The sequence below is a fragment of the Sinorhizobium sp. NG07B genome, assembly GCF_002532005.1.
Classification (GTDB): domain Bacteria; phylum Pseudomonadota; class Alphaproteobacteria; order Rhizobiales; family Rhizobiaceae; genus Sinorhizobium; species Sinorhizobium fredii_C.
This window is the reverse complement of record NZ_NWTD01000002.1, coordinates 1-26,980: the sequence shown is the minus strand read 5'-3', so window position 1 is coordinate 26,980 and position 26,980 is coordinate 1. Positions and strand designations below refer to the sequence as shown.

The 26,980-nt window shown below is 64.1% G+C and carries 28 protein-coding genes; 5 read left to right on the top strand and 23 right to left on the bottom strand.

Annotation, left to right across the window (positions count from 1 at the left end; all coding sequences use genetic code 11):
- Positions 1–259: 259 nt before the first annotated feature.
- From repB to CO664_RS09930, 16 genes are all read right to left on the bottom strand, one after another.
- Positions 260–1,318, bottom strand: a complete 1,059-nt coding sequence (gene repB, locus CO664_RS10005) for a plasmid partitioning protein RepB (protein ID WP_097538647.1) — start codon at positions 1,316–1,318, stop codon at positions 260–262.
- Between the two features lie 3 nt (positions 1,319–1,321).
- Entirely contained in the window at positions 1,322–2,602 is a 1,281-nt protein-coding gene (repA, locus tag CO664_RS10000) for a plasmid partitioning protein RepA (RefSeq protein WP_095678093.1), read from the bottom strand.
- Between the two features lie 202 nt (positions 2,603–2,804).
- Entirely contained in the window at positions 2,805–3,797 is a 993-nt protein-coding gene (locus CO664_RS09995) for an ABC transporter permease (protein ID WP_097524371.1), read from the bottom strand.
- Positions 3,794–4,774 carry an ABC transporter permease gene (locus tag CO664_RS09990; RefSeq protein ID WP_097524370.1) on the bottom strand — a complete coding sequence of 327 codons (981 nt, stop codon included), beginning with the start codon at positions 4,772–4,774 and terminating at the stop codon, positions 3,794–3,796. The genes CO664_RS09995 and CO664_RS09990 overlap by 4 nt, the downstream gene beginning before the upstream one ends.
- A complete protein-coding gene (locus tag CO664_RS09985; protein WP_037416127.1) occupies positions 4,771–6,315 on the bottom strand; it encodes a sugar ABC transporter ATP-binding protein in 1,545 nt (514 codons plus the stop codon). The genes CO664_RS09990 and CO664_RS09985 overlap by 4 nt, the downstream gene beginning before the upstream one ends.
- A gap of 79 nt (positions 6,316–6,394) precedes the next feature.
- Positions 6,395–7,519 carry a sugar ABC transporter substrate-binding protein gene (locus CO664_RS09980; RefSeq protein ID WP_037416124.1) on the bottom strand — a complete coding sequence of 375 codons (1,125 nt, stop codon included), beginning with the start codon at positions 7,517–7,519 and terminating at the stop codon, positions 6,395–6,397.
- A 359-nt stretch (positions 7,520–7,878) separates the two neighbouring features.
- Positions 7,879–8,271: a hypothetical protein gene (locus tag CO664_RS09975; RefSeq protein WP_037416112.1), complete on the bottom strand. Its 393-nt coding sequence runs from the start codon at positions 8,269–8,271 to the stop codon at positions 7,879–7,881.
- Positions 8,272–8,507: 236 nt separating this feature from the next.
- Entirely contained in the window at positions 8,508–9,203 is a 696-nt protein-coding gene (urtE, locus tag CO664_RS09970) for an urea ABC transporter ATP-binding subunit UrtE (protein WP_097524369.1), read from the bottom strand.
- Positions 9,204–9,220: 17 nt separating this feature from the next.
- Entirely contained in the window at positions 9,221–9,973 is a 753-nt protein-coding gene (urtD, locus tag CO664_RS09965) for an urea ABC transporter ATP-binding protein UrtD (RefSeq protein WP_097538646.1), read from the bottom strand.
- A gap of 5 nt (positions 9,974–9,978) precedes the next feature.
- Complete coding sequence (gene urtC, locus CO664_RS09960) at positions 9,979–11,142, bottom strand: urea ABC transporter permease subunit UrtC (RefSeq protein WP_037416105.1); 1,164 nt, start codon at positions 11,140–11,142, stop codon at positions 9,979–9,981.
- The gene (gene urtB, locus CO664_RS09955) at positions 11,139–12,755 is read right to left on the bottom strand and encodes an urea ABC transporter permease subunit UrtB (protein WP_176536546.1); all 1,617 of its coding nucleotides are present in this window, start codon (positions 12,753–12,755) and stop codon (positions 11,139–11,141) included. Before urtB ends, urtC begins: the two co-directional genes overlap by 4 nt.
- Positions 12,756–12,840: 85 nt before the next feature.
- Positions 12,841–14,133, bottom strand: coding sequence for an urea ABC transporter substrate-binding protein (gene urtA / locus CO664_RS09950; RefSeq protein ID WP_037416090.1), 1,293 nt, complete (start codon positions 14,131–14,133; stop codon positions 12,841–12,843).
- Between the two features lie 147 nt (positions 14,134–14,280).
- Complete coding sequence (locus CO664_RS09945) at positions 14,281–14,817, bottom strand: DoxX family membrane protein (protein WP_234820205.1); 537 nt, start codon at positions 14,815–14,817, stop codon at positions 14,281–14,283.
- Positions 14,792–15,583 carry a DNA-binding domain-containing protein gene (locus CO664_RS09940; RefSeq protein WP_097538645.1) on the bottom strand — a complete coding sequence of 264 codons (792 nt, stop codon included), beginning with the start codon at positions 15,581–15,583 and terminating at the stop codon, positions 14,792–14,794. The genes CO664_RS09945 and CO664_RS09940 overlap by 26 nt, the downstream gene beginning before the upstream one ends.
- The gene (locus tag CO664_RS09935; protein ID WP_097538644.1) at positions 15,570–16,493 is read right to left on the bottom strand and encodes a DUF692 domain-containing protein; all 924 of its coding nucleotides are present in this window, start codon (positions 16,491–16,493) and stop codon (positions 15,570–15,572) included. Before CO664_RS09935 ends, CO664_RS09940 begins: the two co-directional genes overlap by 14 nt.
- Before the next feature lie 27 nt (positions 16,494–16,520).
- The gene (locus tag CO664_RS09930) at positions 16,521–16,844 is read right to left on the bottom strand and encodes a DUF2282 domain-containing protein (protein WP_037416075.1); all 324 of its coding nucleotides are present in this window, start codon (positions 16,842–16,844) and stop codon (positions 16,521–16,523) included.
- Positions 16,845–17,092: 248 nt separating this feature from the next.
- On the opposite strand from CO664_RS09930, the gene CO664_RS09925 reads away from it, so the two are divergent.
- Positions 17,093–17,629, top strand: a complete 537-nt coding sequence (locus CO664_RS09925) for a sigma-70 family RNA polymerase sigma factor (protein WP_097538643.1) — start codon at positions 17,093–17,095, stop codon at positions 17,627–17,629.
- Position 17,630: 1 nt separating this feature from the next.
- Positions 17,631–18,269: an NrsF family protein gene (locus CO664_RS09920; RefSeq protein ID WP_097538642.1), complete on the top strand. Its 639-nt coding sequence runs from the start codon at positions 17,631–17,633 to the stop codon at positions 18,267–18,269.
- A gap of 104 nt (positions 18,270–18,373) precedes the next feature.
- On the opposite strand, the gene CO664_RS09915 is transcribed toward CO664_RS09920, so the two are convergent.
- Genes CO664_RS09915 through CO664_RS09905 form a run of 3 tightly spaced genes read right to left on the bottom strand, consistent with a single transcriptional unit; the run spans position 18,374 to position 19,943 of the window.
- Positions 18,374–19,063, bottom strand: a complete 690-nt coding sequence (locus tag CO664_RS09915) for an MIP/aquaporin family protein (protein WP_097538641.1) — start codon at positions 19,061–19,063, stop codon at positions 18,374–18,376.
- On the bottom strand, positions 19,063–19,590 hold the full coding sequence (locus CO664_RS09910) for an arsenate reductase ArsC (RefSeq protein ID WP_037416063.1): 528 nt from the start codon (positions 19,588–19,590) through the stop codon (positions 19,063–19,065). The genes CO664_RS09915 and CO664_RS09910 overlap by 1 nt, the downstream gene beginning before the upstream one ends.
- Positions 19,587–19,943 (bottom strand): metalloregulator ArsR/SmtB family transcription factor, encoded by a 357-nt coding sequence (locus tag CO664_RS09905; RefSeq protein WP_097538640.1) that lies wholly within the window; start codon positions 19,941–19,943, stop codon positions 19,587–19,589. The genes CO664_RS09910 and CO664_RS09905 overlap by 4 nt, the downstream gene beginning before the upstream one ends.
- A gap of 41 nt (positions 19,944–19,984) precedes the next feature.
- Here CO664_RS09905 and CO664_RS09900 point away from each other — a divergent pair, with 41 nt between their 5' ends.
- Complete coding sequence (locus CO664_RS09900; RefSeq protein ID WP_097538639.1) at positions 19,985–20,509, top strand: DUF6428 family protein; 525 nt, start codon at positions 19,985–19,987, stop codon at positions 20,507–20,509.
- Between the two features lie 8 nt (positions 20,510–20,517).
- Here the strand turns inward: CO664_RS09900 and CO664_RS09895 are convergent, their stop codons facing one another.
- Genes CO664_RS09895 through CO664_RS09885 form a run of 3 tightly spaced genes read right to left on the bottom strand, consistent with a single transcriptional unit; the run spans position 20,518 to position 21,796 of the window.
- Entirely contained in the window at positions 20,518–20,967 is a 450-nt protein-coding gene (locus CO664_RS09895; RefSeq protein WP_037416053.1) for a GFA family protein, read from the bottom strand.
- Positions 20,967–21,428 (bottom strand): SRPBCC domain-containing protein, encoded by a 462-nt coding sequence (locus CO664_RS09890; RefSeq protein WP_037416050.1) that lies wholly within the window; start codon positions 21,426–21,428, stop codon positions 20,967–20,969. Before CO664_RS09890 ends, CO664_RS09895 begins: the two co-directional genes overlap by 1 nt.
- A 29-nt stretch (positions 21,429–21,457) precedes the next feature.
- Positions 21,458–21,796 carry a metalloregulator ArsR/SmtB family transcription factor gene (locus CO664_RS09885; protein WP_097538638.1) on the bottom strand — a complete coding sequence of 113 codons (339 nt, stop codon included), beginning with the start codon at positions 21,794–21,796 and terminating at the stop codon, positions 21,458–21,460.
- 215 nt (positions 21,797–22,011) lie between these two features.
- Between CO664_RS09885 and CO664_RS09880 the strand changes: the two genes are divergently transcribed.
- Positions 22,012–25,389 (top strand): ATP-binding protein, encoded by a 3,378-nt coding sequence (locus CO664_RS09880; protein WP_097538637.1) that lies wholly within the window; start codon positions 22,012–22,014, stop codon positions 25,387–25,389.
- Positions 25,382–26,305 (top strand): response regulator, encoded by a 924-nt coding sequence (locus CO664_RS09875; RefSeq protein ID WP_037416045.1) that lies wholly within the window; start codon positions 25,382–25,384, stop codon positions 26,303–26,305. Before CO664_RS09880 ends, CO664_RS09875 begins: the two co-directional genes overlap by 8 nt.
- Positions 26,306–26,506: 201 nt before the next feature.
- Here CO664_RS09875 and CO664_RS09870 read toward each other — a convergent pair.
- Positions 26,507–26,980: cation:dicarboxylase symporter family transporter (locus CO664_RS09870; RefSeq protein ID WP_141471699.1), on the bottom strand; the 474-nt coding region annotated here is incomplete at its 5' end.

Here is a 26,980-nt window from a genome sequence, read left to right as displayed (position 1 = left end):
CGTCGGCAGCCACCAACCCCCTCTGGCCCGGCGGCCCTCTCCCCCACAAGTCCCCACAAGTGGGCCACAAGAGAGAGAGAGAGAGAGAGAGAGAGAGAGAGAGAGAGAGACACTTTGCACTTGCAGCACCGGTCGCTTGCACCTTGCAGCTGGTGTGACGGTGAAGACGCCAAAGAAGGTGCAGCCCGGCTAGCACCTCTCCCCTGTGGCCCCTGTGGCACCTCCTGGGGAGGTTCTGCGGCGCGCGCCGAAACAAGGACTACGGCTTCTGGTTCTTCACGAATGTCGCATGCCATTTCGCCAGCATCGACACTGCCTCCTTGAGGAAAGCCGGGTGGGTGCCTGGAAGAAACTCGATCTTCGGCGCTTTCCCGTCGAGCCTCAGCCGCGCGAAGACCCGACCCGCCTCGTCCTTCAGTTCCTCCGGCTTTTCCGGTTCCGGCTTGTCGCTCTGAGACAGGCGGTTGAAGAGGAATTGGAAGCGCTGGTCCGTATCGGCGCTACGGAAGCGCGGCGCGCCTATCTCCTCTTCTGCCAGCTCCCTCGCCTCGTTGTTTTCCAGCAAGGTGCCGATCGCCATCCAGCGCTCGCGACCGGCCTTCGGCGCCGGGCCGATGGCACGGGCGAGTGCGTGGGGCACGCTGTCGGCGACTTGCAGCAGGCGCGACAATTCGCTTTTCTGCACGGCAAGCGCGTCGCCGATCACCTTGCGGTCGAAGCCGCGGGCGGCAAGTGCGGCGGCAAAAAGCGCCCGCTCGATGAAGGAGAGGTTGCGTCGCTCGGCATTCTCCTTGCCTTGGGCCAGCACCAGCTCGTCATCCGTCAGCGGCCGGACGATCGCCTTCACCTGCAGTTCGAGCCGGCGCACGGCCTTCAGGCGGCGGTGGCCGTAGGCGGTCTGGTAGTAGCCCTGCTTTTCCGGATGCGGGCGCACGAGGATCGGCGATTGCTGGCCGTTCTCGCGAATGCTTTCGACGAGCGCGAGGAAATCCGGGTCGTCGACCTGGCCGTCAGTCATCCGGTCCTCGATGAAGGAGGCCTCGACAAGCGCCGGATCGAGCGCGACGACGCGCTCGCCCTGGGTCAGGGCCTCGCGGAGCACCCGCGCCTCTTCCGCCTCGCGGGTGATGCTGCCGAGCGAAAGGCCCATGGCCTTGACGGCGCCGGACGCGGCGCGCGGGGCGGCGGGCTGGGTGTTGACAGGTGTCAACTCACTCGGCCCGGCCGGCGGCTGGTCGGTCGGGGGCTGCGGAGCGGCAGCGGGCGCACCGCCCATGAACAGCGCCCGCAATTCGTTCTTCCGGTTGTTGCCAGCCATGACTTAGCGCCCCCAGGCCGCGTGAATGAGAGCCTCGATCTCGCCGTTGACGGCGTTCAGCGACTCGATCGCCCGGTCATAGGTGGCGCGGGTGAAGTTCTCGCGGCCGACCTCGTAGAGCGTCTGCTTGGTCAATCCCGCATCCGAGATCGCCGTCGACTTCACCATCGCCGAGGTCAGCACCCGGTCACCGAAGAGCGAGCGCATAAAGCCGACGATCTGTGCCTGCGGCCCGTCATTTGGCTCGAAGCGGGTGACGAGATAGCGCAGGAAGTCGAAATTGAGCTCGCCGCCCGCCTCGCGCACGACGCTCAAGAGATCGGAGGTCATGTAGAGGAACTGGTTCATCGAGGCGACGTCGAGCATCTGCGGATGCACGGTGACGATGACCGAGGTCGAGGCGCAGAGCGCCGAGAGCGTCAGATAGCCGAGCTGCGGCGGGCAGTCGATGACGACGACGTCGTAGTCATCGGCGACGCTGGCGAGTGCCGCCTGCACGCGAGCGAAGAACAGCGGCCCGGCATCGGCGCCGTTCTGCCGCGCACTCAACGCCTGCGGCGTCGTGTGCTCGAATTCCTGTAGTTCGAGATTGCCCGGCACCAGGTCGAGGCCGTCGAAATAGGTCTTGCGGATGATCTCTTTCAGCGGCCGCGCCTCGGCGTCATAGCGGATCGAGCCATAGAGGGTGTCGTTGCCGGTGAGATCGAGCTCCGGCTGATAGCCGAACAGCGCCGAAAGCGAGGCCTGCGGGTCGAGATCCACCGCCAGCACCCGATGGCCGGTCAAGGCGAGATATTGCGCCAGATGGACGGACGAGGTCGTCTTGCCGGAGCCGCCCTTGAAATTGGTGACGGAGATGACCTGCAGATGCTCGCCGCGCGTTTCGTCGCGCCAGTTCACATAGGCACGCGCCTTGGCGGCATTGCCCTTGGCGAGCGCCTGTTCGGCGAGGTGGCGGCGCAGCGCATTGATGTCGGCAAGCGAATAGGAGCGCCGTCCGCCGATTCCGGTATCGGGCTGCGGCCCCTCGCCGGCAAGCGACAATTGCCGGAGATAGCCGTCGGAGACGCCGATCAGCTTGGCGGCCTCGCCGGAGGTGAAGCTCCGGAGCGTCTTCATCGCTGTCGGCGCGAACAGCCGGTCGCGCATCGCCTTCAGCTGCTCGGAAAGCGCCCGCGCATCAGCCGCGATCGCCTCGTCCGCCGGCCTGCGAGATCCGGTGCCGGCGGCCGCCGCCTTGCCCACTGCGCTTGCGGCGTCCACGGCCGATCCTGTCATGTCCATCGTGACAACCCCTCGTGCTTATTCACCATCCCGCGGCGGACGAAAAAATGGCAATGGCCATCCGTTCGCCGGCCGCACAGATGCGCCCGCCGCATTCCCTAACAGAGCAATCGCTGAACTACGCTGAAATATGGAATATGCGATCTATTCCGTTACAGGAATGATTCATCTGCTGATTCGCGTCAAGCCATTTCTCCCGCCCTCAGCGGCTCGGAGGCGCGCGGCCGTAAAGCAACAGCATGACGATGATGACGATGCCGTAGACGATCTGGCGGCCCGCTTCCGGCATCTGCATGACCGAGAGGATGGATTGCAGCAGCGTGATCAGGATGACGCCGGCGACCGTGCCGAAATAGGAGCCGCGGCCGCCGAGAATCGAGGTGCCGCCGAGCACGACCGCGGCGATCGACGGCAGCAGATAGGCGTCGCCCATCGCCTGCGCCGCCTTCGAGGCATAGCCGGCAAGCAGCACGCCGCCGAAGGCGCTCAAGCCACCGGAGACGACGAAGGCGATCATCACGACGCGACGCGTGCCGACGCCGGAGAGGAAGGCGGCGCGCTCGCTGTTGCCGATGCCGTAGACGGCGCGGCCAAAGGCCGTGCGGGTGAGCAGGAACACCATCGCCGCACTGACGGCGATCCAGACGAGGATGGCGTTCGGAACGCCCGGCACGAGGGCGCCTGTGGCAAGCCAGCGGATGGCATGCGGGGCCGAATCCTGCGGCGAGAAGCCGCCGGTATAGACGACCATCAGCCCCTGAGCCACGACATTCGAGGCGAGCGTCACGATCATCGAAGGAATACGCAGAAAGGCGACGCCGATGCCGTTCAGGAGGCCGAAGGCCATGCCGGAGAGGACCCCCACCGGGATGGCGATAAAGGCGCCTGCAGATCCGAATCCGGCCGCGGCGCAGGCCATCATCGCGCCCATCGTCATCACCCAGGGCACCGAAAGGTCAATATGGCCGAGCAGGATGACGACCATCATTCCGGCGGCCACCACGCCGAGGAAAGACGCGACCTTGAGCTGCTGCAGCAGGTAATCGGGCGAGAGGAAATTGCTTGAATAGAGGCTGCCGAGAAGAAGAAGCAGCAGAATGCAGCCGAAAGCGGTGACGACGGCCGGATCTGCGCGGCGGAGGAAGCCCGGCAGGCGTGCCCTGACGGACAAGCGGCTTTCGGACGTCTCGCTCATTGGAACCAGTCCAGACGGTTTCGCACGCGCAGCAGCGCCAGCGACCCGAGGCTGACGGCGATCATCAGCACGATGCCCTGGAGGAGCGGCTGCCAGAGCGGCTCGACATCGAAGGCAAACAGCATGTCGCCGGTGGTGCGCGCGGCAAAGGCGCCGAAGATCGCCCCGACGGCGCTGCCGCGGCCGCCATAGAGCGACACGCCGCCGAGCACGACGGCGGCAATCGACCAGAGCGTATAGGCGCTGCCGCTCGCATAGGCCGCCTCGCCGGTATAGGTGAAGAAGGTGAGAAACAATCCGCCCATTCCGGCGAGCAGCCCTCCCAGCAGGTAGGCCGCGAACTTGCCGCGCCGGATCGGCACACCAGACATGAAGGCGGCCGGCTCGGAAGAACCCGCCGCATAGGCGGCCCGCCCGGCGACCGATCGTCGAAACGGCAGCCAGACGAGCAGGACGACGGCGGCAAGCGCCACGAGGCTCGACGGAACGACGCCGAAGAGGCGGCCGGTCAGCGCGTCGGCGAGATCCTCGTTGACGGAGCCGCCGGGAAAGGGCCGGAGTAACAACGCCAGGCCGAAATAGACGGCACCTGTCGCGATGGTCGCGACGATCGGCTGCAGGCGGCCGTAGATCACCAGCAGGCCGTTGATCGCGCCGCAGAGCGTTCCGGTCGCCAGCACGGCGACCACGCCAAGGCTCGTCGGCACGGCGCCGCCGACGACGATCCAGGAGGCCAGACAATTGGTGAGCACCAGGATCATGCCGACCGAAAGGTCGATCCCGGCGGTGATCACCACTAGCGCCTGGGCCATGGCGACGAAGGCGAGCAGCACGCCCTTGTTGGCGGCCGTGTGCACGACATTGGCGGTGAAGCCGGCCGGATGGTTGGCGACATAGACGACGAACATCACCAGGAAGATCGCCAGCCCCGTCAGCGTGCCGCGCTGTTCGTTCAGCCAGTAGCGCCATTCGCTCATGCGGCCGTTCCCTCCTGCCCTGTCTCGACGTTGAGGGCGCTGGCGATCAATGCCCGCTCGCTGATCGCGCCGCCCTGAAGTTCGCGGACGATGCGACCGTCAAAGAGGACCAGGACCCGGTCGCAGCAGCCGATCAACTCGTCATAGTCGGTCGAATAGAAGACAATCGCCGCACCGGCCTCCGCCAGCCGCCGCAGCAATTGGTAAAGCTCCTGCTTGGTGCCGACATCGATGCCGCGCGTCGGATCGTTGAGCAATATGATCCGCGGTTTGCGCATCAGCCATTTGGCGATGACCACCTTTTGCTGGTTACCGCCCGAAAGCGTGCCGACGGGCACGTCGAGGCCGGCGGTCTTGATTTCCAGCAGTCGCACCATGTCGTCGATCGACTGCTCCTCCTTCGTCCGGTCGATGACTCCGCCGCGCGAGACCCGGTCGAGGGCGGCGAAGGAGAGATTTTCCCGGACCGTCATCGGCAGCATCAAGCCTTCGGTCTTGCGGTCCTCCGGGATGAGCGCCATGGAGAGCGGCGCTTTTCGCGCCGCTGCCGGCCCGCTAATCGAAACCGGCGATCCGTCGACGAGCACCGAGCCGGTCGTGCCGCGCAATACGCCGAAGAGCGCCAGGAGAAGCAGCCGCTGACCCTGGCCCTCGAGACCGCCGAGGCCCACGACCTCTCCCTCGCCCACCGAAAAGGAGATTTCGCGCAGCCGATCGCTCCAGCCGAGATCGCGGCATTCGAGCACGGGCGCTCTCGCCGGCCTCGCTACCGCGTGGCGCGGCGGAAAGACGTTGCTGTATTCGCGGCCGATCATCATCTCGACGATCTCGCTATTGCTGCGGCTGCCGGCGGCAAAGCTCGCGACATTGCGACCATTGCGAAAAACCGTGCAGGTATCGGCGAGTTCGGCGATCTCATGCATGCGATGCGAGATGTAGAGCAGCGCCAGACCATCTTCCCGCAGCCGTTTCAGCACCGCAAAGACCTTGGCGACGTCGCCGGCAGTCAGCGCCGAGGTCGCCTCGTCGAGGATCAGCGCGCGCGGCTTCGAGGCGAGCGCCTTGGCGATCTCGACCATCTGCCGGCGCGACAGAGGCAAATCCCTCACGGCGGCGCGCGGGTGGATATCCTCAGCTCCGGCCCGGGCGAGCGCTTCCTCGGCGAGCGTCCGCTGGGCGCGCCGGTCGATCATGCCGAAACGGCGGGGCGGATTGGCAAGGGCGATATTGTCGGCGACGCTCAGGTCCGGGATCAGCGACAGTTCCTGGAAGACGCAGGCAATGCCTGCCGCCGCGGCCTCGGCCGGTGATCGAAAGGCAACCTCGCGGCCGTCGAGCAGGAGACGTCCTTCGTCCGGCGCGACCACGCCGGCCATGATCTTGATCAGCGTCGACTTGCCGGCGCCGTTCTCGCCGAGGATCGCATGAATTCGGCCCGGCACCACTTCGAGCCGGGCCTTCTCCAATGCGCGGACACCGCCATAGCGCTTCGATACACCTTCCATCTGGAAGAGCGGCGGCGGTGTCTCGGCTGCGGTCATGAGGCGCCTCGGATCAGGGTTCGTCACGGGCATGCCGCGCACGCGAGGCGCGCGACATTTTCAGTGCTTGAGGAAGAACCTACTGGTTCTCCTTGGTCTGACCCATGATCTCCTGGGCCGTGAAGTTGATGCCGCAGGTGGGGAAAGCATTGCCGACGAAGAAGTTATCCGACTGGTCGGGATAGAAGTCCTGACCTTCCTTGAAGTTCGGATCCTCGACGATCGCCAGCGGCAGCTTGATCGATTGCGGCACCACTTGGCCCTCGAGCGCTGCGATCGCCGTCTTGATGGCGACCGCGACCTGCGCCGGACCGGTGCCCGCCGACGAGCATTTCAGGCCCTCGCCGGCATGCTTGGCGCAGAACTTGCGGAAGCCGTTCTCCGTCTCGCCGCCGAAGGGCACGAAGGGATGCCCGGCATCGATCATCGCCTGCACGACGCCGGTATCACCGCCCTGCGCGGTGATCCCGTCGAATTTCTTGTGCACGGCGATCGCATCCGCCGTGGCCTTCTGGGCGGTCGGGTCGTCCCACTTGCCGATCACCTCGACGACGTCCCATTTCTTGCCGGTCGCCGCGAAGGTTTCATGAATGCCGTTGTGGCGGTCGGTGTCGACGGACGTGCCGGCGACGCCACGCACCTCGAGGATCTTGCCGCCCTCCGGAAGATGCTTGGCGAGCCAATTGGCCCAGAGCACGCCAAGACCCTTCTGGTCGACATTGACGTTGATCGCATCCTCGGTATCGAGAATGTTGTCGAAGGCGACGAGGACGATGCCGGCTTCCTTGGCGCGCTTGATGACCGGGCCGAAGGCAGTCGGGTTCTGGGCGTTGACGATGATCGCGTCATAGCCGGAATCGATAAAGTTGTTGATCGCCGAGATCTGCGCCGGCACGTCCTCGCCGGTCGAGACGACCTTGAACTCCTTGAGCTTCGCCGCGACATCCGGCTGCGCGGCATAGGCCTTGGCCGTCTGGATCATCTGGATGCGCCAGGTGTTGGCAATGAAGCCGTTGGCGAGCGCGATACGATAGGGACCGTCCTTCTTAGGGAACTTGAAGAATTTGGTTTCGGCCGTCCACGGCACGAAGCAATCCGGTTCGGCCGCGGGACCGCTGACGATTTCAGGTTCTGCGGCGGCGGTGGTCGATAGAAGTGCGAATGCAGCGGCCGTGAGAATGCCGCTGACAAATGATGTGGTCATCGAATTCCCTCCCATTAACAGGCGGGACTGGGCATCGAGCGAGCGGGCGCCGCCATCGATGTTCGCCGCAGACATGTCTGCGGCCTGGAGCAGTGACCGTTGAACGCAGTCGAAATTGCTCCAGAACACAACGAAGCTCACTTCCGGTTTCGGTCACCCGATCCCAAGTGCTTCAGAGGCCGATCCGGCACGACTTGTCGATACGCGAGTCCAGTGACGCCAGACAGGCTCCTCCCGAGGCGTCCGAACGAAATGGTAGCGTTACCAATATCCTGTGTAAAGCGGCGGCTTCGACAAGGCCGGAGGGGCTGCCTGCGAAACAGCGCTGCCGTCGGCAACGCCGCTTCGAAGGTGTCGGTTCAACCCTGTTGGCTGGGGCGCAGGGGCTGGTTGAAACGGTCGGCGAAGGCCTCGATCGAGCCGCGGCCGAAGCGTCTGACGCGTCGCTTGACGAGGACGGACATGACGCGGGCGGCGGTCGAGATGGTCATCTCGTCGAGCGGGCCCGAACCGCTCCAGGGCTTCGTCAGCCGGTCGGTGACGATGCCCAGCATGTTGGCGGGCATGATGTCGGTGCAGGGTTTCATCCAATCGAATACGGCGCTGATCGGCACCACCTTGCCTTCAAAGGCAACGATCGGTTCGGGCATGTCTTCGTCCCAATCGTCATAGGCTTCGAGCGCATCCCTGAAGAGGGTCTGCAGCGTGATTGGGGCATGCCCTTCGTAAAGGGCGGGCAGGAAATTCGTCATTAGGGTCTCCTCCGAGTGGTTAGGCCGGAAACGCGAAATGGCCAATTCTGTCAGCGGTAACGGTTTGTGATGCTCCTTCATAAAGCGTGCGGCGGCAGTATGGTTCAAAGCACAGGAGCGCGCAAACACAATCGATTAAAATGGTGGGATTTCTGACGCAATCCCAACACTCGATATCGTCAACGCAGACTCAAGTTGCTGATTTGCCGGGGGGAATTTGCGCCTGTGGAAAACAGCTAAACCGTCAGATGCCGACGCGCTTCCGGCGTGTCCAGCGTCTCCGCCGGCCCCTCATGAACGAATGCGCCGCGATCCATGATGTAGACCTGGTCCGCAAGCTCGCGGCAGAAATCGAGATACTGCTCGACGAGCAGGATGGCCATGCCGGTCGAATCCCTCAGATAACGGATCGCCCGGCCGATGTCCTTGATGATCGACGGCTGGATGCCCTCGGTCGGCTCGTCGAGCACGAGGATCTTGGGTCGGGTGACAAGCGCCCGGGCGATGGCGAGCTGTTGCTGCTGGCCGCCGGAAAGATCGCCGCCGCGCCGGCCGAGCATGGTCTGCAGAACCGGAAAGAGGCTGAAGATGTCTTCCGGGATCGAGCGCTCGGCCCGCTTCAGCGGCGCATAGCCTGTCTCGAGATTCTCCTTAACCGTCAGCAGCGGAAAGATCTCGCGGCCCTGCGGCACGTAGCCGATCCCCTGCTTCGCCCGCCGGAACGGCGCCAGACCATCGAGCGCCGTGCCGTTAAAGGCGATTGCCCCGGAACTCACGGGATGCTGGCCGGTAATTGCCCGCAAGAGGCTGGACTTGCCGACGCCATTGCGGCCGAGCACGCAGGTGATCTTGCCCATCTCGGCCTTGAACGAGACATTGCGAAGCGCCTGGGCAGCGCCGTAGTGCAGATTGACGTTGTCGACGCTCAACATGGTTTGCCCCTCACGCGCTACCGGCCGAGATAGTTCTCGATCACCTTCGGATCGTTGCTGACGAAATCGATCGAGCCTTCCGCCAGCACCGAACCTTCGGCGAGACAGGTGACCTTGACGCCGAGCTCGCGGATGAAACCCATGTCGTGCTCGACGACGACGACCGAGCGGGTCTTGGCAATCTCCTTAAGGAGGATCGCCGTTTCCGCGGTCTCCGCATCCGTCATGCCGGCGACCGGCTCGTCGACGAGCAGCAATTCCGGCTCCTGGGCGAGCAGCATGCCGATTTCCAACCATTGCTTCTGGCCGTGCGACAAGTTGGCGGCGAGTTCGTCGCGGCGCGCCGTCAGCCGCACCGTCTCAAGAATCTCCTCGATGCGCGCCTTGTCCTCGCGCGTCAGCCGGTAGAACAGCGTCGCGAAGACGCCGCGGCTGCGGTTGAGCGCCAGTTCGAGATTATCCCAGACCGTGTGGCTCTCGAAGACCGTCGGCTTCTGGAACTTCCGGCCGATGCCGAGCTGGGCGATCTCCGCCTCATCCCTTCTGGTGAGATCGATGTCGCCCTTGAAGAACACCTCGCCCTCGTTGGGCCGCGTCTTGCCGGTAATGATGTCCATCATCGTCGTCTTGCCGGCGCCGTTCGGCCCGATGATGGCACGCAGTTCCCCCGGCTCGATGATGAAGGAGAGCGAATTCAGCGCCTTGAAGCCGTCGAAGGAGACGGAGACGCCGTCGAGATAGAGCAGGCTTTTCGGTTTCTTCTCGGTCATGGCGATCACTCCGCGGCCATCGGTTCGGCGTCGGGCAAGCCGGTCCCGTTCTCGGATCGGCTGGCGGCACGATAGGCGCGGCGCCGGGCTAGATAGTGCTGGGCCGTGCCGACGACGCCCTTCGGCAGGAACAGCGTGACGAGGACGAAGAGCCCGCCGAGCGCAAAGAGCCAGAATTCCGGGAAGGCGGCGGTGAAGATACTCTTGCCGCCGTTGACGAGGATGGCGCCGATGATTGGCCCGATGAGCGTGCCGCGGCCGCCGACCGCCGTCCAGATGACCACCTCGATCGAGTTGCCCGGCTCGAACTCGCCCGGATTGATGATGCCAACCTGCGGCACGTAGAGGGCGCCGGCGACACCCGCCATCATCGCCGAGACGGTGAAGGCGAAAAGCTTCATGTGCTCGACCCGGTAGCCAAGGAAGCGGGTGCGGCTTTCGGCATCGCGCAGCGCCACCAGCACCTTGCCAAATTTCGAGCGCACGATACCCGAGGTCACGACCAGCGAGAGGGCGAGCGCCAGTGCCGAGGCCGCAAAGAGCGCGGCCCGCGTACCGTCCGCCTGGATGTTGAAGCCGAGTATGTCCTTGAAATCGGTCAGCCCGTTATTGCCGCCGAAGCCCATGTCGTTGCGGAAGAAGGCGAGCAGCAGCGCATAGGTCATCGCCTGAGTGATGATCGACAGATAGACGCCGTTGACGCGCGAGCGGAAGGCGAACCAACCGAAGACGAAGGCCAGCAGCCCCGGCACGAGGACGACCATCAGGGCCGCGAACCAGAACATGTCGAAGCCGTGCCAGAACCAGGGCAGTTCCTTCCAGTTGAGAAACACCATGAAATCCGGAAGCAGCGGGTTGCCGTAGGAGCCGCGCGCACCGATCTGGCGCATCAGATACATGCCGATCGCATAGCCGCCGAGAGCGAAGAAGGCGGCATGCCCGAGCGAAAGAATGCCACAGAAGCCCCAGACGAGATCGAGCGCCAGGGCGAGCAGCGCATAGGTCAGGTACTTGCCGAACAGCGAGACCAGATAGGTCGGCACGTGCAATGGATGGTCCGGCGCAGTCAGGAGGTTGAGCGCCGGCACGAGCGCCGCGAGCGCGAGCAGGAGTGCCACGGCGACGACGATCGTTCGATCCAGCGATTTGATGAGAAACGAGGTGATCATGCTTCCACCGCCCGGCCCTTGAGTGCGAACAGCCCGCGCGGCCGCTTCTGAATGAAGAGAATGATCAGCACGAGCACGAGGATCTTGCCGAGCACGGCGCCGGCATAGGGCTCCAGGAACTTGTTGAGGATGCCGAGCGAGAAGGCCCCGACGAGCGTGCCCCAGAGATTGCCGACCCCGCCGAAGACCACGACCATGAAGCTGTCGATGATGTAGCCCTGGCCGAGATTCGGCGAGACGTTGTCGATCTGCGAGAGTGCCACGCCCGCCATGCCGGCAATGCCAGAGCCGAGCGCGAAGGTCAGCGCATCCACCCAGGGCGTGCGGATGCCCATGGAGGAGGCCATGCGGCGGTTCTGCGTCACCGCCCGCATCTGCAGGCCCATCGGCGTCTTCTTCAGGAGGAAGAGCAGCGCGGCAAAGACGGCGAGTGCGAAGAGAATGATCCAGAGGCGGTTCCAGGTGATCGTCAACCCGCCGAGCTCGAAGGCGCCGGACATCCAGGAGGGGTTGCCGACCTCGCGATTGGTCGGGCCGAAGATCGTGCGGACCGACTGCTGTAGGATCAGCGATATGCCCCAGGTGGCAAGCAGCGTCTCGAGCGGCCGGCCGTAGAGAAAGCGGATGACGCCGCGTTCCATCGCCAGGCCGACGGCGCCGGTGACCAGGAAGGCGAGCGGCAGGGCGATCGCCAGCGACCAGTCGAAGAGACCCGGATAGGAATTGCGCAGGACCTCCTGCACCAGGAAGGTCGTGTAGGCGCCGAGCATCACCATCTCGCCATGCGCCATGTTGATGATGCCCATGACGCCGAAGGTGATCGCCAGGCCGATCGCCGCGAGCAGCAGCACAGAGCCGAGCGACAGGCCGTACCAGACGTTCTGGCCGGCCGCCCAGAGCGCCTGTGTCTGCTCGATGCTGGCGAGCGCCGCTTCGATTTCAGGCTTCAGCGTCTCGTCGGCCGCGCCGAGCGCCGATGAGAGAATGGGAAGCGCCTCACGGCCGCCCTTTTCCCTGAGCAGCCGCACCGCCTCCTTCTTCTCCGCGACGGGTCGGTCGGACATCAACAGCGTCGTGGCGCGCGCCTGTTCGAGCAGTGCGCGAACCTCCGCATCCTTCTCGGCGGCGAGCGCGCTCTCGACGGCACCGAGCGCATCGGCGTTCGGAGACTGCAGCACGGATTGCGCGGCCTTGAGGCGTGCGGTCCGGTCGGGACTCAAGAGTGTCAGGCTGCCGAGCGCGGTTCGCACGGCGCGGCGCACGCCGTTGTTGACCTTGACCTTGGAAAGCGCCGCCTTTGGCGCCTCGCCGGCGCTTTCGCCGGTGACCGGGTCGGTCAGCGTCAGCGTCGAACCGCTCTCCTTCGTCAGGAACACCTGGCCGTCGGCCTTGCGGGCGTAGAGATTGCCTTCGCCGAGCGCCTCGAGGATGGGCACGACATTGGGATCCCCGGTCTTTGCGAGGGCTGCGATGTGCTCGTCCATGTCGGAGAGTTTCGCCTCGCCGAGCGCGTTCACCATATCGCGCAGTCCCTCCTCCGCCCGGAGCCCCAGCGTCGGGAGCGCGTTGAAGAGAACCAGGGTAAAAAGCACGGTTTGAAGGATGCGGTACATTCGCCCCTCGCTTGGCATCTGCAGCAAATCCTCCGCCCGAACGGGTGTTCGGACGGAGGGAGTTTCGAGCTATCGCGTCACGAAATCACGAACCCTTGCCGCCGCACTTGCCCGTGGCGACGTTGAAGTTGCCGCAGGACATCGGCGCCCGCCAATCGGAGATCAGATCCTTGGAATCCGGCAGGTAATCCGACCACTCGTCGCCGACCACCAGGCCGGGCGTTTCCCAGACTGTCTCGAATTGGCCGTCCGACTGGATCTCGCCGATCAGCACCGGCTTGGTGATGTGGTGGTTCGGCATCATCGTCGAATAGCCGCCCGAGAGGTTCGGCACCGAGACGCCAATCATCGCGTCGAGCACCGCGTCGGTGTCGGTGGTGCCGGCTTTTTCGACGGCCTTCAGCCACATGTTGAAGCCGATATAATGGGCCTCCATCGGGTCGTTGGTGACCCGCTTGTCATTCTTGGTATAGGCCTTCCAGGTCTTGATGAATTCGGCATTGGCCGGATTGTCGACCGACTGGAAATAGTTCCAGGCAGCGAGATGGCCGACAAGCGGGCCTGTGTCGAGGCCGGCAAGCTCTTCCTCGCCGACGGAGAAGGCGACGACCGGGATGTCCTCGGCCTTGACGCCCTGGTTGGCGAGTTCCTTGTAGAAGGGCACGTTGGCGTCGCCGTTGATCGTCGAGACGACGGCGGTCTTCTTGCCGGCCGCGCCGAACTTCTTGATGTCGGAGACGATCGTCTGCCAGTCGGAGTGACCGAAAGGCGTGTAGTTGATCATGATGTCCTCGGGCTTGACGCCCTTGGAAATGAGGTAGGCCTCGAGGATCTTGTTCGTCGTGCGCGGATAGACGTAGTCCGTGCCGGCAAGCACCCAGCGCTCGACCTCCTCGTTCTCCATCAGATAGTCGACTGCGGGGATCGCCTGCTGGTTCGGGGCCGCACCGGTGTAGAAGACGTTGCGCTGGCTTTCCTCGCCCTCGTACTGAACCGGGTAGAAGAGGATCGAGTTCAGCTCTTCAAAGACCGGCAGCACGGATTTGCGCGACACGGAGGTCCAGCAGCCGAAGACGGCCGAGACCTTGTCGACCGAGATCAGTTCACGCGCCTTTTCGGCAAAGAGCGGCCAGTCGGAGGCCGGGTCGACGACGACCGCTTCGAGCTTCTTGCCGAGCAGGCCGCCCTTCTTGTTCTGCTCGTCGATCAGCATCAGCATGGCATCCTTCAGCGTCGTCTCGGAGATCGCCATGGTGCCGGAAAGCGAATGAAGAATGCCGACCTTGATCGTGTCGTCGGCGGCAAAGGCGCCGTTGAACGCGGTCGTCGAAAGAACGGCAGCGAGAAATGCGCCGGTGACGCGTGCCCTGTAAGTCATCTGGTTGAACCCCTCTAGCTCTGGTCGCCGCAACGGAGTGTTGGTTCTCCTTGGCCGTTGCTTGAGGGATATTCCGCCAGGCCCACTGCACTGCACATACGACATTCTACGTAGGCGAATGGGGGAAGAAGGAAGTTCGATCGGATCTCACGCCTTCGCCGAATCCGGATCGAGCCACCGGTCGATCGACAGCTTGCCCGGCCCGGCCTTGAGGATGGCCAATGCCATCGCCGCCCAGGTCAGATGAATGGGCCATCCGTCCGGTACGGTCAGTTGAATGACGATCGTCATCGCCAGCAGCGCCAGCGCGGCAAGACGCGTCGCCAGTCCCAGGACAAGAAGGACGGGAAACAGGACTTCCGCCGATGCGGCAGCGAAAGCCGTCACCGCCGGTGCCGGAAAGGCATAGGGGCCGCCCGGCAGGTGCAATCGGAACTCCGACGTAAAGAGCAGCAGCGCGACATCGTTCAATTGCAGGAAGCCGTCCCACTTGCCGATACCCGAGCGCCAGAAGGGGACGGCGAGTCCTAGGCGCAGCAGAAGCTGGGCAAGCCATGCCGGCGCCAAGGCGGCGATCAGGCCATCGACCCGGCCGAACCAGCCTGCCCTCCCGGTGGCCGCGTGCCTCTTGAAGAAATTCCGCACCGACGTGACCATCTCATCCTCCCTGGCGAATGCCCGCAAAGGCACCGCCCTCCAGCATCGTCGCGATCGCCGCTGCCAAATCGAAGTCCGGGCAGCACATGGTCGCCGCCGCGGCGGCGCTCACAAGCGGCTCGCCGGCCATCAGCCTGCCCAGAAAAACATCGTCGCCCGGCGCGAGGCGGCGAACCTCGACCTCGAACAGCGGCCTTGTCACCAGCGCGCTTTCGGCGGCCGTCGTTTCGATGCGCCCGACAGCACCGCTTGCCCGATTGACCGAGAAGATCGTCACCGCCGGATAGGCGGAGCGAAGAATGTGGCTCGCCGGATGCTGCTCGAAGACGAGTTCGCCGAGCCGTTCCGGTGGGACCGCGGCGAGCTCATCCGGGCGGAGCACTGCCGCGTCGGCCGCATGATAGGCATCGAGCCAGGCGCGCTCGATGCGTGCGACGTCGGCGAGCCATGGCATGGATCTCGCATGTTCGTAGCGCTCGATGAAATCGGGGAAATCCCGGCCGTACTGGAAGAGGAGCGGCGACGTCGGCGGGGTTTCACGGACGTGGAAGCGGGCCATCGCTCGAAAGAATGTTTCGCCGGTGATGCGCTTCGTCGCCGGAAAGACCGCGGCAAGCGATTCGATAAGGCTGACGGTCACATTGTTGCGATAGACAGCGAAGCGCTTGCCGACGGCCTTGCCGTTCGGGCCGGCGACAAGCGCGGGCGTCGCGCGGCCGGGATCGAGCAGTCCGGGCACGAAACCCTCCGGATAGTCGAGCCCGCCGGCCGAACTTTCCCTAAGCGCGCGCATGCATCTTTTCCCGTGGCAGTGCGACCGCGTGGCGATCGAGAATCACCTGGGCCGCCATCGCTTCGGCTTTGAGAACCGGCCAGTCGGGTATGGCGCTGTCCCATTCGACAAGCGTCGGGATCGGACCGCGCCGGCCAATGACGATTTCGAAAAGCTTCCAAACGGCATCGGGCACCGGTCCGTCATGGCTGTCGATCAGCAGCCGGTCGCCTTCGTCGTCGCGCTGCTCCGCATGGCCGGCCAGATGGATCTCGCCGACATGCTCGAGCGGGTAGTCCGAGAGATATTCGAGAGCGGAAAAGGCGAGGTTGGTGGCCGAGACGAAGACGTTGTTGACGTCGAGCAGCAGGCCGCAACCGGTGCGTTTGACGAGTTCCCGGATGAATGTGGTCTCGCTCATCGTCGATTCCTTGAACAGCAGGTACGTCGACGGGTTCTCCAGGAGCAGCGGTCGTCGGATCGCCTCCTGCACCTCGTCGATATGTTCGGCGACGCGCTGCAAGGTGGCTTCGGTATAGGGCAGCGGCAGAAGGTCGTTGTAATAGGTCGTGCTGTGTGTCGACCAGGCCAGGTGCTCGGAGACGAGCGCCGGCTCGTAGCGTTCGACGAGGCTTGCGAAGCGGCCGAGGTGGTCCTTGTCGAGCGGCTGCGGCCCGCCGATCGACATGCAGACGCCATGGAGCGAGACCGGGTAATCCTCGCGTATCCGCGACAGCGCCGCGTGCGGCGGCCCGCCCAGCCCCATGTAGTTTTCCGCGTGGACCTCGAAGAAGCCGCCCTGCCGATCCAGAAGAATGGACGGCAGGTGCTGGTGCTTGAAGCTGGTCCCGGCCAGCCCGGCGATCGTATGCACCGGAAAGCAGAGAGCCTGCGGCGCACCGCGATCTGCTGGAATTGTCGATACAGGCATAGTCGCCTCCACCTTCCGGCCGCTTGGTTACGAGGGAATGTCGCGGGTGAGCGGCTCGGGCGAACCCTTCCTGCCGCCCGGGAGTTCCATCGTCGTGCAGGTGCCGCCGTCGACGAATTTCCAGGCATTGCCCTGATAGTCGACCGTCGACGTGGCCTGGCAGGTCGTACCCGGACCGGCGGCGCAATCGTTCTGCCCCTTGAGCGCGACGCCGAAGCATTTCTCCTTGCCGGCATCCATCGCCGCCTTGACCTGTTCCTGTGAAAGCGGCGCGGCCATCGCCAGCGACGACACCGCGGCTGCCACGGCACCTGCCAATACGGCCACATTGATCGTGGATTTGGAAGTCATGACATCTCTCCATTTGAGGGTCGCGTGCGGCCTCCGTTTCCAGGGCCACACAGAGCCTCGTTCGCCGAAAACGGGGATATGTTACATTTGCCGCCTACACGCTTTCGTGAGTGCGATGGACGCCGGACTCACGAGGATTTTGGATTGACTGGATCCGCAATCAGAACAGTGATCGGCACAACGCCGACAGAATCGCGAGCGGACCTGTAACAATCGGCGAAAACCGGCGAATGGGGAGGAAGCGCAGGGTGGACGGCGCAAGCGACCGAGATCTCGCACGGCTCTTCCGCACTGCGCTTGAAGGCGACGAGCGGGCCTATGGCGACTTCCTGCACGAAGCGGCGCGTCTTGTCCGGGCCTGGGCACGGCGGCGAACGGGGTTCGCCGGCCTCGATCCGGAAGACATCGTTCAGGAGACGTTGCTGGCGATCCATGTGAAGTGCCACACCTGGAGAAGCGATGGTCCGGTGGCGCCATGGCTCTATGCGATCGCCAAGCACAAGCTTGTCGATGCGATGCGCAGGCAGGGCCGCCATCCGCGGATCGACATCAGCGAGGTGGAAGGCCGGCTCGCAGCCGAAGAGGCGGAAACAGCCAGGGATTGGGAGATCGGCCGCGCACTGGAGACGTTGACGCCGGGCCAGCGCTCGGTGGTGACCGCGATATCGGTCGAGGGGCGCACGATCGCCGAGGCGGCCAGAATCCTCGAGATGAATGAAACCGCAGTTCGCGTGGCATTACACCGTGGCCTTGCCGCGATAGCCAGGCGATTTGGAAGAGATTGACATGGAAACAGATGACCTCATCAGGGCCTTGGCGGCAGACACGCGACGAGGCGGCATATCGATGGCCGGTGCCTGGTCGGCGGCCGGCGCCGCCGCCGTCGCGCTGGCGGCCATCGTCTTCTTCGGCGTGCTCGGCGCGCGGTCGGACATCGCCGCCGCTGCTGAAACCTTCCGCTTCCTCTTCAAATTCGTGGTGACCGTGGCGCTCGCCGCCAGCGCCTTCGGTCTCCTTAAAATGCTGTCGCGGCCGGATGCAGAGCCGCACCGGACCCTGCTCGGCCTCGCCGTCGCACCGATGCTGCTGGCCGCCGGGATTGTAGCGGAACTTGCCGTCTCGCCGCTGGGCACTTGGTCCGCCAGGCTCGTCGGCACGAACAGTCTCGTCTGTCTCACCTTCATCCCGCTGATCGGGATAGGGCCGCTTGCGCTGCTGCTATTGGCGCTGCGCCATGGCGCTCCGTCTCACCCCATGCTCGCGGGCGCAATGGCCGGGCTTGCGGCCGGCGGCATCGCCGCGACCTTCTATGCCGCCCATTGCACGGATGATTCACCGCTCTTCGTGGCGACATGGTATACCATCGCGATTGCCATGCTCACGCTCGCCGGCGCGCTCGCGGCGCCCCGTATCGCCCGCTGGTAATGACCTCCCAAGCGAACATCGGGTTTAGCGGATACGCCTCTGCCCTCATCCCTCTGCTCGCCAAAGAATGAGGATTCAAGGAGAGGAGAGCCACGCTGATCATATCAGGCCGCGCGCTTCCCGGCTCGTGCAATGCTTGGCTGCAGCAGCCATGTCATCAGCAAGAGCGCGGAAATCGCACCGATCAACTCGGCCGCGATAAAGCCGGGAAGATCGGCGGGGCGAATGCCGGAGAACGTGTCGGTCAGCGATCGGGCGACTGCCACGGCTGGGTTGGCAAACGAGGTGGAAGCGGTGAACCAATAGGCGGCGGTGATATAAAGGCCGACCAGCCAGGGTACGGATTTCTGCTCGAAGCGGATGCCGGCGAGGATGGTCGCGACGAGGCCGAAAGTCGCCACCCATTCAGCGAGCCATTGCGCTTGCCCGGTGCGCATCTTCGTCGACCATTCGAGGATCGGATGATCGAACATCAGATGCGCAACGATTGTGCCGATGATGCCGCCGGTGACCTGGGCAAGGACGTAACCGGCGAGATCGCGTCGCGGCAGGGAGCGCGACAGTACAAAGATCAGCGATACGGCGGGGTTGAAATGCGCCCCGGAGATCGGCCCGAGGATGGTGATCAGCACCACCAGGATTGCGCTGGTTGCGAGCGTGTTTGCGAGCAAGGCGAGCGCCGTATCCGCTGTCAGCGACGCGGCCATGATGCCCGAGCCGACGACGGTTCCGACAAGCAGTGCCGTGCCTAGTCCTTCCGCGACGAGGCGGCGGGAGAGATCGTACGACGACATCAGCGCGCCTCGGGCCGGGACGTGGAGCCTTCGAGCCGGCCGATTTCGTGGAGCTTCGTCTCAAGCGCGAGCTTGTCGATCGAGGCGAACGGCAGGGCTGCGAAGACCGATATACGGTTCTTGAGGTATTTCGCTGCAAGCGCAAAGGCGCGGCCCTTCTCCACATCCGAACCCTCGACGGCGGCGGGATCCTGGATGCCCCAATGCGCGGTTGCCGGATGGCCGATCCAGACCGGACAAGCCTCGCCGGCAGCATCGTCGCAGACGGTGAAGATGAAGTCCATCTGCGGAGCGCTTGGCCCGCCAAAGGCGTCCCAGCTCTTCGACGAGAACCCGGTGGTGCGATAGCCGAGCGCCTCGAGCGTCTTCAGCGCCCAGGGGTTGACCTCACCCTTCGGCTGGCTTCCGGCCGAGAAGGCGCGGAAGCGCCCTTTCCCCTCCGCCTCGAGTATGGCTTCCGCCATGATCGAGCGCGCGGAATTGCCGGTGCAAAGAAAGAGGACGTTGTAGACCCGATCGTCGTTCATTGGCATTTCCCCTCTACGGTTGGCGCACAGCAGGCCGCGATCGCGGCGGCCGGTGCGCAGATTTCAGGATGGCCGCCACAGCAGTCTTCCATCAGGAAGCGAACGAGGCTGCCGAGCCCATCATAATTGGCCGAGTAGATGATCGACCGCGACTCGCGCTGCTGGGTGATCAACCCCGCCCGTTCCAGTTCCTTGAGGTGGAACGAAACATTGGAGGGCGAGACTTCAACCTTCTCGGCAATTGCGCCCGCCGGCATGCCGTTGGGACCTGCAATGACCAACATGCGGACGATCTGCAGGCGCGTTTCCTGGGAAAGCGCGCCGAACGAGGCGAGCGCTTGACGTTCATTCATATTTCAATAATCCTTGAATCGTTGAAATAGGAATAACGCAGATGATTACGCTCGACAACTCGGAAATTCCGCGTGACGAAATCTCCCTCGGACTTCTGCTTGAAACACTTACCGAAGCCAGCGACCTGCCGCTCGTCTTTCACTACGAAGGGCGGCCGATCAAAACCGGATACCACGTGACGGAGGTCAAGGCGGGACAGTTCGCGGCGCTCGACTGCGGCGCCAATCCGGAATCCTGGACCGAAATCTTTGTGCAGCTCTGGGATGTGGACGGAGCCGAATGCGCACATATGCCGGCCGGCAAATTCTCTGCGATCCTCCGCAAGGTGTCGGACCACGTGGAGCTTGATGGATCGGCAAAGCTCACCTTCGAGGTCAGCGACGGCGTGCGGCCAATGCAGCTCTATCGTGCGTCGCTCCCGCGCCTGCGCGACAACGCAATGCATGTGCAACTCGTTCCCAGGCCGGCGAGCTGCAAGCCGCGGGATCGATGGCTCGCCGAGGAGAAGCGCACGTCGGCTGCCTGTTGCGGCCCCGCCACATCGACGAGCGCCTGCTGCCCGTGATCGGCAGGTCACAAATACCCGGTCACCGCCGGTGCCCGGTCCCAGGCATCGTGCCGACCATCCTCGTAGACGATCGGCGCATTCGCCAGCTCCTCGTCGGTCGCATCGTCGAGGCAGGCGATGTTCACCGCATGAAACGGTCCGCCCAGCATCTCAAAATCGGCGCTGGCAAAGGGACGGACGCCGCAATGCTTGCAAAAGACATGGCGGATCGAGCGCTCGCCGAAGCGGTATTCGGCGAGTGCCTCCTCACCGGAAAGCAGGGAGAAATCCTCAGGCGTCACGAAAATTTTCCAGAAGCGCGCCTTGAGGCAAGAGGAGCAGTTGCAGCGGAAAGTCGTCGTCCACCAGACGCCCGGCCGCGACGGCTCCGATCGCTCGCCTTCCGGCGCAAGGTCGAGATTTGCGGAAAAGCGAACCGCCCGGCAATGGCAGCTGCCGTGGTAGGCCTTCTTCATTACACAGCCTCCTTCCAGGCAACGACATAGGCATCGAGACGATCCATGCATTCGCCCCAACCTTCCGCGTGCGAATCGCGGCTCTCGACTGTCGCGAAGGGCGCTTGTTGGAAAGTGAGCCTTGTGCCGCCCGCCACCTCCTCGAAGGTGACGGTGATCAGTGTATCGATCGCGTCCTCTTCTTCCCAGGTGAACGTAAAGACGAGGCGGCTCGGCGGCACGATTTCGCGATAGGTGCCCTGGGCCCAGTAGTCCTGCCCTTCGGCCGAGCGGATGCAGCTGCGCCAGGCGCCGCCCTCACGGAAATCGGCCGTCATGCTTGGCACCGTGAAGTCCTTCGGTCCCCACCAGCGCGCGAGGTGCTCTGGCGTGGTCCAGACTTTGAAGACGATGTCGCGAGGCGCGGCAAGGACGCGCGTGATGGTGAGGGCGATCTCCTCCTTGAGAGATGGAGCATTCATTGGCTTCTCCCTTCTCAGACAGGTTCGGTTCAATTCTGATCCGACTTGTCGTTGCGCTGCAGTTCATCAAGATAGCCGTCGAGCCGGTCGAAACTGGCCTCCCAGAACGGGCGATAGCGCCCGACCCAATCGGCAATCTCCTTCAGCGGCTCCGCCTGCAGCCGGCAAGGCCGCCACTGCGCGTTGCGGCCGCGCGCGATGAGGCCGGCGCGCTCCAGAACCTTCAGGTGCTTGGAGACGGCCGGCAGGCTCATGTCGAACGGGGCAGCCAGCTCGTTCACAGTCGCCTCGCCCGAGGCAAGACGGGTGATAATGGCCCGACGGGTCGGGTCGGCCAAGGCCGACAGCGTGGTGCTCAACTGATCCATGCCGAATTTAACCTAAAAGCTAATTAACTTCTAGGTTTAATACAGGAGAGAGGACGCTCCTGTCAAGCCGATTGCCCGTGCTCCGCCGCGACTACGAGCGACTGACCGTTTCAAGCTTGCTTTCCCGCTCGTTGCATTGCATAAATTTCATGCGTCGCCACAGCTTGCCGGGAAAATAGGCAGAGACCGGCGGAATACCCTAACGACGAGGCAACATGGCGGCACGCCAGCGCATCATTCCCGTTCGGCGAGAATACAATCGCTGGGTCGCCAACCAGACGCTGGAAGACTATGCGCTGCGCTTCACGGCGAAGAGCGCGCGGCGCTTTTCCTCAGAACGTATCTCGCAGACGGCGATCGGCGCGATCTCCTTCCTGGCGCTGGAAGCAATCGGCGGCGCCATCACCATGTCCTACGGCACCACCAATGCGATCATCGCGATCCTCGTGGCGAGCGTCATGATCCTCGTCGTCGGGCTGCCGATCAGCCGCTATGCGATCCGCCACGGCGTCGACATCGACCTTCTGACACGCGGCGCGAGCTTCGGCTATATCGGCTCGACGATCACTTCGCTGATCTATGCGAGCTTCACCTTCATCCTCTTCGCGATCGAAGCGTCGATCATGTCCGGGGCCCTCGAGCTGGCGCTCGGCATACCGCTCTGGATCGGCTACATCGTAAGCGCCGTCATGGTGATCCCGCTCGTCACTCACGGCGTGCGGCTGATCAGCAAATTCCAGCTCCTGACCCAGCCCTTCTGGATCGTGCTCAACATCGTGCCCTTCGCCTTCATCGCTTTTGCCGACTGGCAGAAGGTGGGCCTGTGGCTCTCCTATGCCGGCATCCAGCACGCCTCCGGCCCAGCCGGCACCGTCGCGCCCTTCGATCTCGCGGAGTTCGGCGCCGCATCGGCCGTGATCTTCGCGCTGATGGCGCAGATCGGGGAGCAGGTCGACTTCCTGCGCTTCCTGCCTCCGGACGGCCAGAGGAAGCTGCACCACCGCATCGCCGTCTTCCTCGCCGGTTCCGGCTGGGTGATCGTCGGCGCACCGAAGCTCTTGGCCGGCTCTTTCCTCGTCGTGCTGGCGCTGAGCGCCGGCGTGCCCTCGACCCGCGCCGCCGATCCGGCGCAGATGTATTACACCGCCTTCGGCTACATCGTCCCCTCTGAGACGGCCGCGCTCATACTGATGGTCGCCTTCGTCGTCGTCTCCCAGCTGAAGATCAATGTGATGAATGCCTATGCGGGGTCGCTTGCCTGGTCGAACTTCTTTTCGCGATTGACCCACAGCCATCCGGGCCGCGTCATCTGGCTGGTCTTCAACGTGGCGATCGCGCTGCTCCTGATGGAGCTCGGCATCTACCGGCTGCTCGAGGAGACGCTCGGCATCTTCTCGGTCATCGCCATGGCCTGGCTCTCGACGATCTCTGCCGATCTCTTCGTCAACAAGCCGCTCGGCCTCTCGCCGCCTGGCATCGAATTCAAGCGCGCCCATCTCTACGACGTCAATCCTGTCGGCCTCGGCACCATGAGCGTCTCGGCGCTTCTGGCGCTCGCCGCACATTTCGGCGTCATGGGTGACATCGCCGCCTCGCTGGCGCCCTATATCGCCCTCGTCACCGCCTTTATCGTCTCGCCGCTCCTTGCCTGGTGGACAGAGGGAAAGTTCTATCTCGCCCGCAAGCCGCGCAAGAGCTGGATAAGCGAAAGCGAGATCACCTGTTCGATCTGCGAGCATCCGTTCGAGCCGGAAGACATGGCCTGGTGCCCGGCCTATGCCGCGCCGATCTGCTCGCTCTGCTGCTCACTCGACAGCCGCTGCCACGACATGTGCAAGCCGAAGGCGCGGTTAAATGCCCAAATCGCCGCGGTGGCCAAGGCCGTGCTGCCGGAGACGGTCGTCGCAAAGCTCGCCACGAGGCTGGGGCGCTACGCGTTTTCGGCGGTGATCTCGATCTCCGGCATCGGGGTTATCCTGGCGATGATCGCCCACCAGACGACCGCCGCCTCGCCGGAGACCGCCGCGGTCGTCGAACGCACGATCGCCATCGTCTTCTTCGTCTTCGCCATCCTCGCCGGCGTCGTCTCCTGGTTCTATGTGCTCGCCCATGACAGCCGCGTCGTGGCCGAGGAGGAATCCTCCCGCCAGAACACCCTGCTTCTGAAGGAGATCGCCGCCCACAAGAAGACCGACGCGGCGCTGCAGAATGCCAAGGAAGCGGCCGAATCCGCCAACCGCGCCAAGAGCCGGTATGTCGTGGGCTTAAGTCACGAGCTGCGCACGCCGCTCAACGCCGTGCTCGGCTATGCGCAGATCCTCGAGCGCGATGAGACGATCCCGCAATCGCGGCAGGGCGCAATCAAGGTGATCAAGCGCAGCGCCGATCATCTTTCCGGCCTGATCGACGGGCTGCTCGACATTTCCAAGATCGAGGCCGGCAAGCTGCAGGTCTATTCGAACGAGATCAACGTTCACGATTTCCTCGACCAGATCGTCGACATGTTCCGCCCGCAGGCGCAGGCCAAGGGCATCGGCTTCGAGCACAACCGGAGCCCTACGCTGCCGCAATATGTGAAGACCGACGAGAAGCGGCTCAGGCAGATCCTCGTCAACCTACTGTCGAACGCGGTGAAATTCACCGATCAGGGCCAAATCCGCTTCGACATCGTCTATCGCAGCCAGGTGGCGACCTTCACCATCGAAGACAGCGGCCGCGGCATCAGTGACAAGGACCTGCCCAAGATCTTCGATCCCTTCCAGCGAGGCGACGCCGAGTATCGCATGCCGGGGCTCGGTCTTGGCTTGACGATCACCCGCCTGCTGACCCAGACGCTCGGCGGCGAGATCTCGGTGACGAGCGAGAAGGACAAGGGCACCGCCTTCAAGGTGCGGCTGATGCTTTCGGCCGTCGACCGTCCGGTGGCGCTCATCGACCCGGTGCGCAGGATCAGGTCCTACAGGGGCGCGCACCGCACCATCCTCGTCGTCGACGATAATGCCGACCACCGCGAACTGATGCGCGAGGTACTCGCTCCGCTCGACTTCACCGTTCTCTCGGCGGCGAGCGGCGCCGACTGCCTGGCGCTCATCGAGGGGACGCGGCCGGACCTCTTCCTGATCGATATCTCGATGCCCGGCATGAACGGCTGGGAACTGGTGACAAAGCTCCGCGAGGGCGGCCAGACGGCGCCGGCGATCATGCTGTCTGCCAATATCGGCGACGGCTCGGCGGCCGGCGCCATCGGCCACAACGACACGCTCGCCAAACCTTTCGGCGTGCGCCAGCTCACCGACAAGCTGGCGATCCATCTCGGCCTCGAATGGATCCACGAGGGCGAAGTCAAAGATGCGCCCGCCAACGGCAAAGCCACTGTCACCAGCCCCGGCGAGCAGCATGTGAGGGAATTGATAGCGCTCGGCGAAATCGGCTACGTGAGAGGTATAGAGGCGAAACTGACGGAGATTGCCCTGAACCCCGAGAACAAGCCCTTTGCCGAGGCGGCCACTGCCTATGTCCGGGCCTTCGACCTTGCCGGCTACGATGCCTTTCTGAAACGGCTGCTTCCCGAGGAGGCGAACGCCCGTGCCTGAAACCGCCAACCCGCGCGACATCGTGCTGCTCGTCGACGATTCTCCCGAGGCGCTCGGCTTCCTCACCGAGGCGCTGGAACAGTCCGGCTTTTCCGTGCTGATCGCCACCTCCGGCCATGCGGCGCTCAACATCGCCGACCGCATCACCCCCGACCTCATCCTGCTCGACGCGGTGATGCCCGGCATGGACGGCTTCGACACCTGTACGCGATTGAAGGCCAATGCCTCGGTCGCCCAGGTGCCGGTCGTCTTCATGACGGGGCTGACGGAGACGGAACATGTGGTGCGGGCACTAGAGGCCGGCGGCGTCGACTACCTGACGAAGCCGATCAACATCGACGAGCTGCGTGCCCGCATCCGCGTCCACCTTTCCAATGCCCGCTCGGCCCAGAGCGCCCGCGTCGCACTCGATGCCGCCGGCCGGCACCTGCTGGCCGTGCGCGGCGATGGCACCGTGCGCTGGTCGACGCCGCAGGCGACCCGCCTCGTCAACGCCGCCACCGGCAGCGATGAAGGCCTTGCGGTGGTGGCCGCCCGCATCGCCGTCTGGATGCGGGAGCGGGAGAAGCAGGGGAGCGACAAGCAGGGCAGCCTGACGCTGCACCAGGCCGGCCAGACGGGGCTGCAGATTTCCTATCTCGGCGCCATTGGCGCCAACGAATTTCTCTTCCGCCTGACCGCCGAGAACGGCGTCAGCGACGACGAGACGCTGCGCCAGCATTTCCATCTCACTCAGCGCGAGTCCGAGGTTCTGCTCTGGATTGCCAAGGGCAAATCCAACCGCGACATCGGCGAGATCCTGGGCTTGAGCGCCCGCACCGTCACCAAGCACCTCGAACAGATCTATGTGAAGCTCGGCGTCGAGAACCGCGCTTCGGCGGCGGTCAAGGCGACGCAGGTGCTGCACGGGATTTAGTTTTCACCACACGCAGTGGCTCAGATAGGCTCGCGGCGTATGCGGACGCGATACCCCCCTCTGGCCTGCCGGCCACAGGGGAGTGTCGCCATCCGCTGACGTTGCAACTGTCGCCATACCCCTCGCGCCCAAAAAAAGACGCGGCCTGGAAAACCAGACCGCGCCAGTTTGCACTCATCGTGCGTTGCCCTGGGAGGCAAGTTATTCGGCGGGCTGAACCGCCACCGCCGGGATAGTCTCGACCGACTGGTTGCCGCCAAGCGCCGCCGAGAGCTGCGCCTGGTCCAGTTCGCCTTCCCACTTCGCCACCACCAGCGTCGCAACCGCATTGCCGACGAAGTTGGTGAGTGCCCGGCACTCGGACATGAAGCGGTCGATGCCGAGGATCAGCGCCATGCCGGCGACCGGCACGGAGGGGACGACCGAGAGCGTCGCGGCGAGCGTGATGAAGCCGGCGCCGGTGATGCCTGCCGCACCCTTCGAGCTCAGCATGGCGACGAGCAGCAGCAGGATCTGGTCGCCGTACGAGAGCGGCGTGTCGGTCGCCTGGGCGATGAACAGCGCCGCCAGCGTCATGTAGATATTCGTGCCGTCGAGATTGAAGGAATAGCCGGTCGGAATGACGAGGCCGACGACCGAGCGCTTGCAACCGGCCTTTTCCATCTTGTTCATCAG

Excerpts from the sequence above, each read along its gene's own strand:
- CO664_RS09910 (WP_037416063.1), bottom strand. The coding sequence starts at position 19,590 with ATGAACGACGATCGGGTCTACAACGTCCTCTTTCTTTGCACCGGCAAT.
- CO664_RS09920 (WP_097538642.1), top strand. The coding sequence starts at position 17,631 with ATGGAAACAGATGACCTCATCAGGGCCTTGGCGGCAGACACGCGACGA.
- CO664_RS09940 (WP_097538645.1), bottom strand. The coding sequence starts at position 15,583 with ATGCGCGCGCTTAGGGAAAGTTCGGCCGGCGGGCTCGACTATCCGGAG.
- CO664_RS09915 (WP_097538641.1), bottom strand. The coding sequence starts at position 19,063 with ATGTCGTCGTACGATCTCTCCCGCCGCCTCGTCGCGGAAGGACTAGGC.
- CO664_RS09980 (WP_037416124.1), bottom strand. The coding sequence starts at position 7,519 with ATGACCACATCATTTGTCAGCGGCATTCTCACGGCCGCTGCATTCGCA.
- CO664_RS09895 (WP_037416053.1), bottom strand. The coding sequence starts at position 20,967 with ATGAAGAAGGCCTACCACGGCAGCTGCCATTGCCGGGCGGTTCGCTTT.
- repB (WP_097538647.1), bottom strand. The coding sequence starts at position 1,318 with ATGGCTGGCAACAACCGGAAGAACGAATTGCGGGCGCTGTTCATGGGC.
- CO664_RS09890 (WP_037416050.1), bottom strand. The coding sequence starts at position 21,428 with ATGAATGCTCCATCTCTCAAGGAGGAGATCGCCCTCACCATCACGCGC.
- urtA (WP_037416090.1), bottom strand. The coding sequence starts at position 14,133 with ATGACTTACAGGGCACGCGTCACCGGCGCATTTCTCGCTGCCGTTCTT.
- CO664_RS09905 (WP_097538640.1), bottom strand. The coding sequence starts at position 19,943 with ATGAATGAACGTCAAGCGCTCGCCTCGTTCGGCGCGCTTTCCCAGGAA.
- CO664_RS09985 (WP_037416127.1), bottom strand. The coding sequence starts at position 6,315 with ATGACCGCAGCCGAGACACCGCCGCCGCTCTTCCAGATGGAAGGTGTA.
- CO664_RS09885 (WP_097538638.1), bottom strand. The coding sequence starts at position 21,796 with ATGGATCAGTTGAGCACCACGCTGTCGGCCTTGGCCGACCCGACCCGT.
- CO664_RS09880 (WP_097538637.1), top strand. The coding sequence starts at position 22,012 with ATGGCGGCACGCCAGCGCATCATTCCCGTTCGGCGAGAATACAATCGC.
- urtC (WP_037416105.1), bottom strand. The coding sequence starts at position 11,142 with ATGATCACCTCGTTTCTCATCAAATCGCTGGATCGAACGATCGTCGTC.
- CO664_RS09935 (WP_097538644.1), bottom strand. The coding sequence starts at position 16,493 with ATGCCTGTATCGACAATTCCAGCAGATCGCGGTGCGCCGCAGGCTCTC.
- CO664_RS09990 (WP_097524370.1), bottom strand. The coding sequence starts at position 4,774 with ATGAGCGAATGGCGCTACTGGCTGAACGAACAGCGCGGCACGCTGACG.
- repA (WP_095678093.1), bottom strand. The coding sequence starts at position 2,602 with ATGGACATGACAGGATCGGCCGTGGACGCCGCAAGCGCAGTGGGCAAG.
- CO664_RS09930 (WP_037416075.1), bottom strand. The coding sequence starts at position 16,844 with ATGACTTCCAAATCCACGATCAATGTGGCCGTATTGGCAGGTGCCGTG.
- urtE (WP_097524369.1), bottom strand. The coding sequence starts at position 9,203 with ATGTTGAGCGTCGACAACGTCAATCTGCACTACGGCGCTGCCCAGGCG.
- urtD (WP_097538646.1), bottom strand. The coding sequence starts at position 9,973 with ATGACCGAGAAGAAACCGAAAAGCCTGCTCTATCTCGACGGCGTCTCC.
- CO664_RS09975 (WP_037416112.1), bottom strand. The coding sequence starts at position 8,271 with ATGACGAATTTCCTGCCCGCCCTTTACGAAGGGCATGCCCCAATCACG.
- CO664_RS09995 (WP_097524371.1), bottom strand. The coding sequence starts at position 3,797 with ATGAGCGAGACGTCCGAAAGCCGCTTGTCCGTCAGGGCACGCCTGCCG.
- urtB (WP_176536546.1), bottom strand. The coding sequence starts at position 12,755 with ATGTACCGCATCCTTCAAACCGTGCTTTTTACCCTGGTTCTCTTCAAC.
- CO664_RS09900 (WP_097538639.1), top strand. The coding sequence starts at position 19,985 with ATGATTACGCTCGACAACTCGGAAATTCCGCGTGACGAAATCTCCCTC.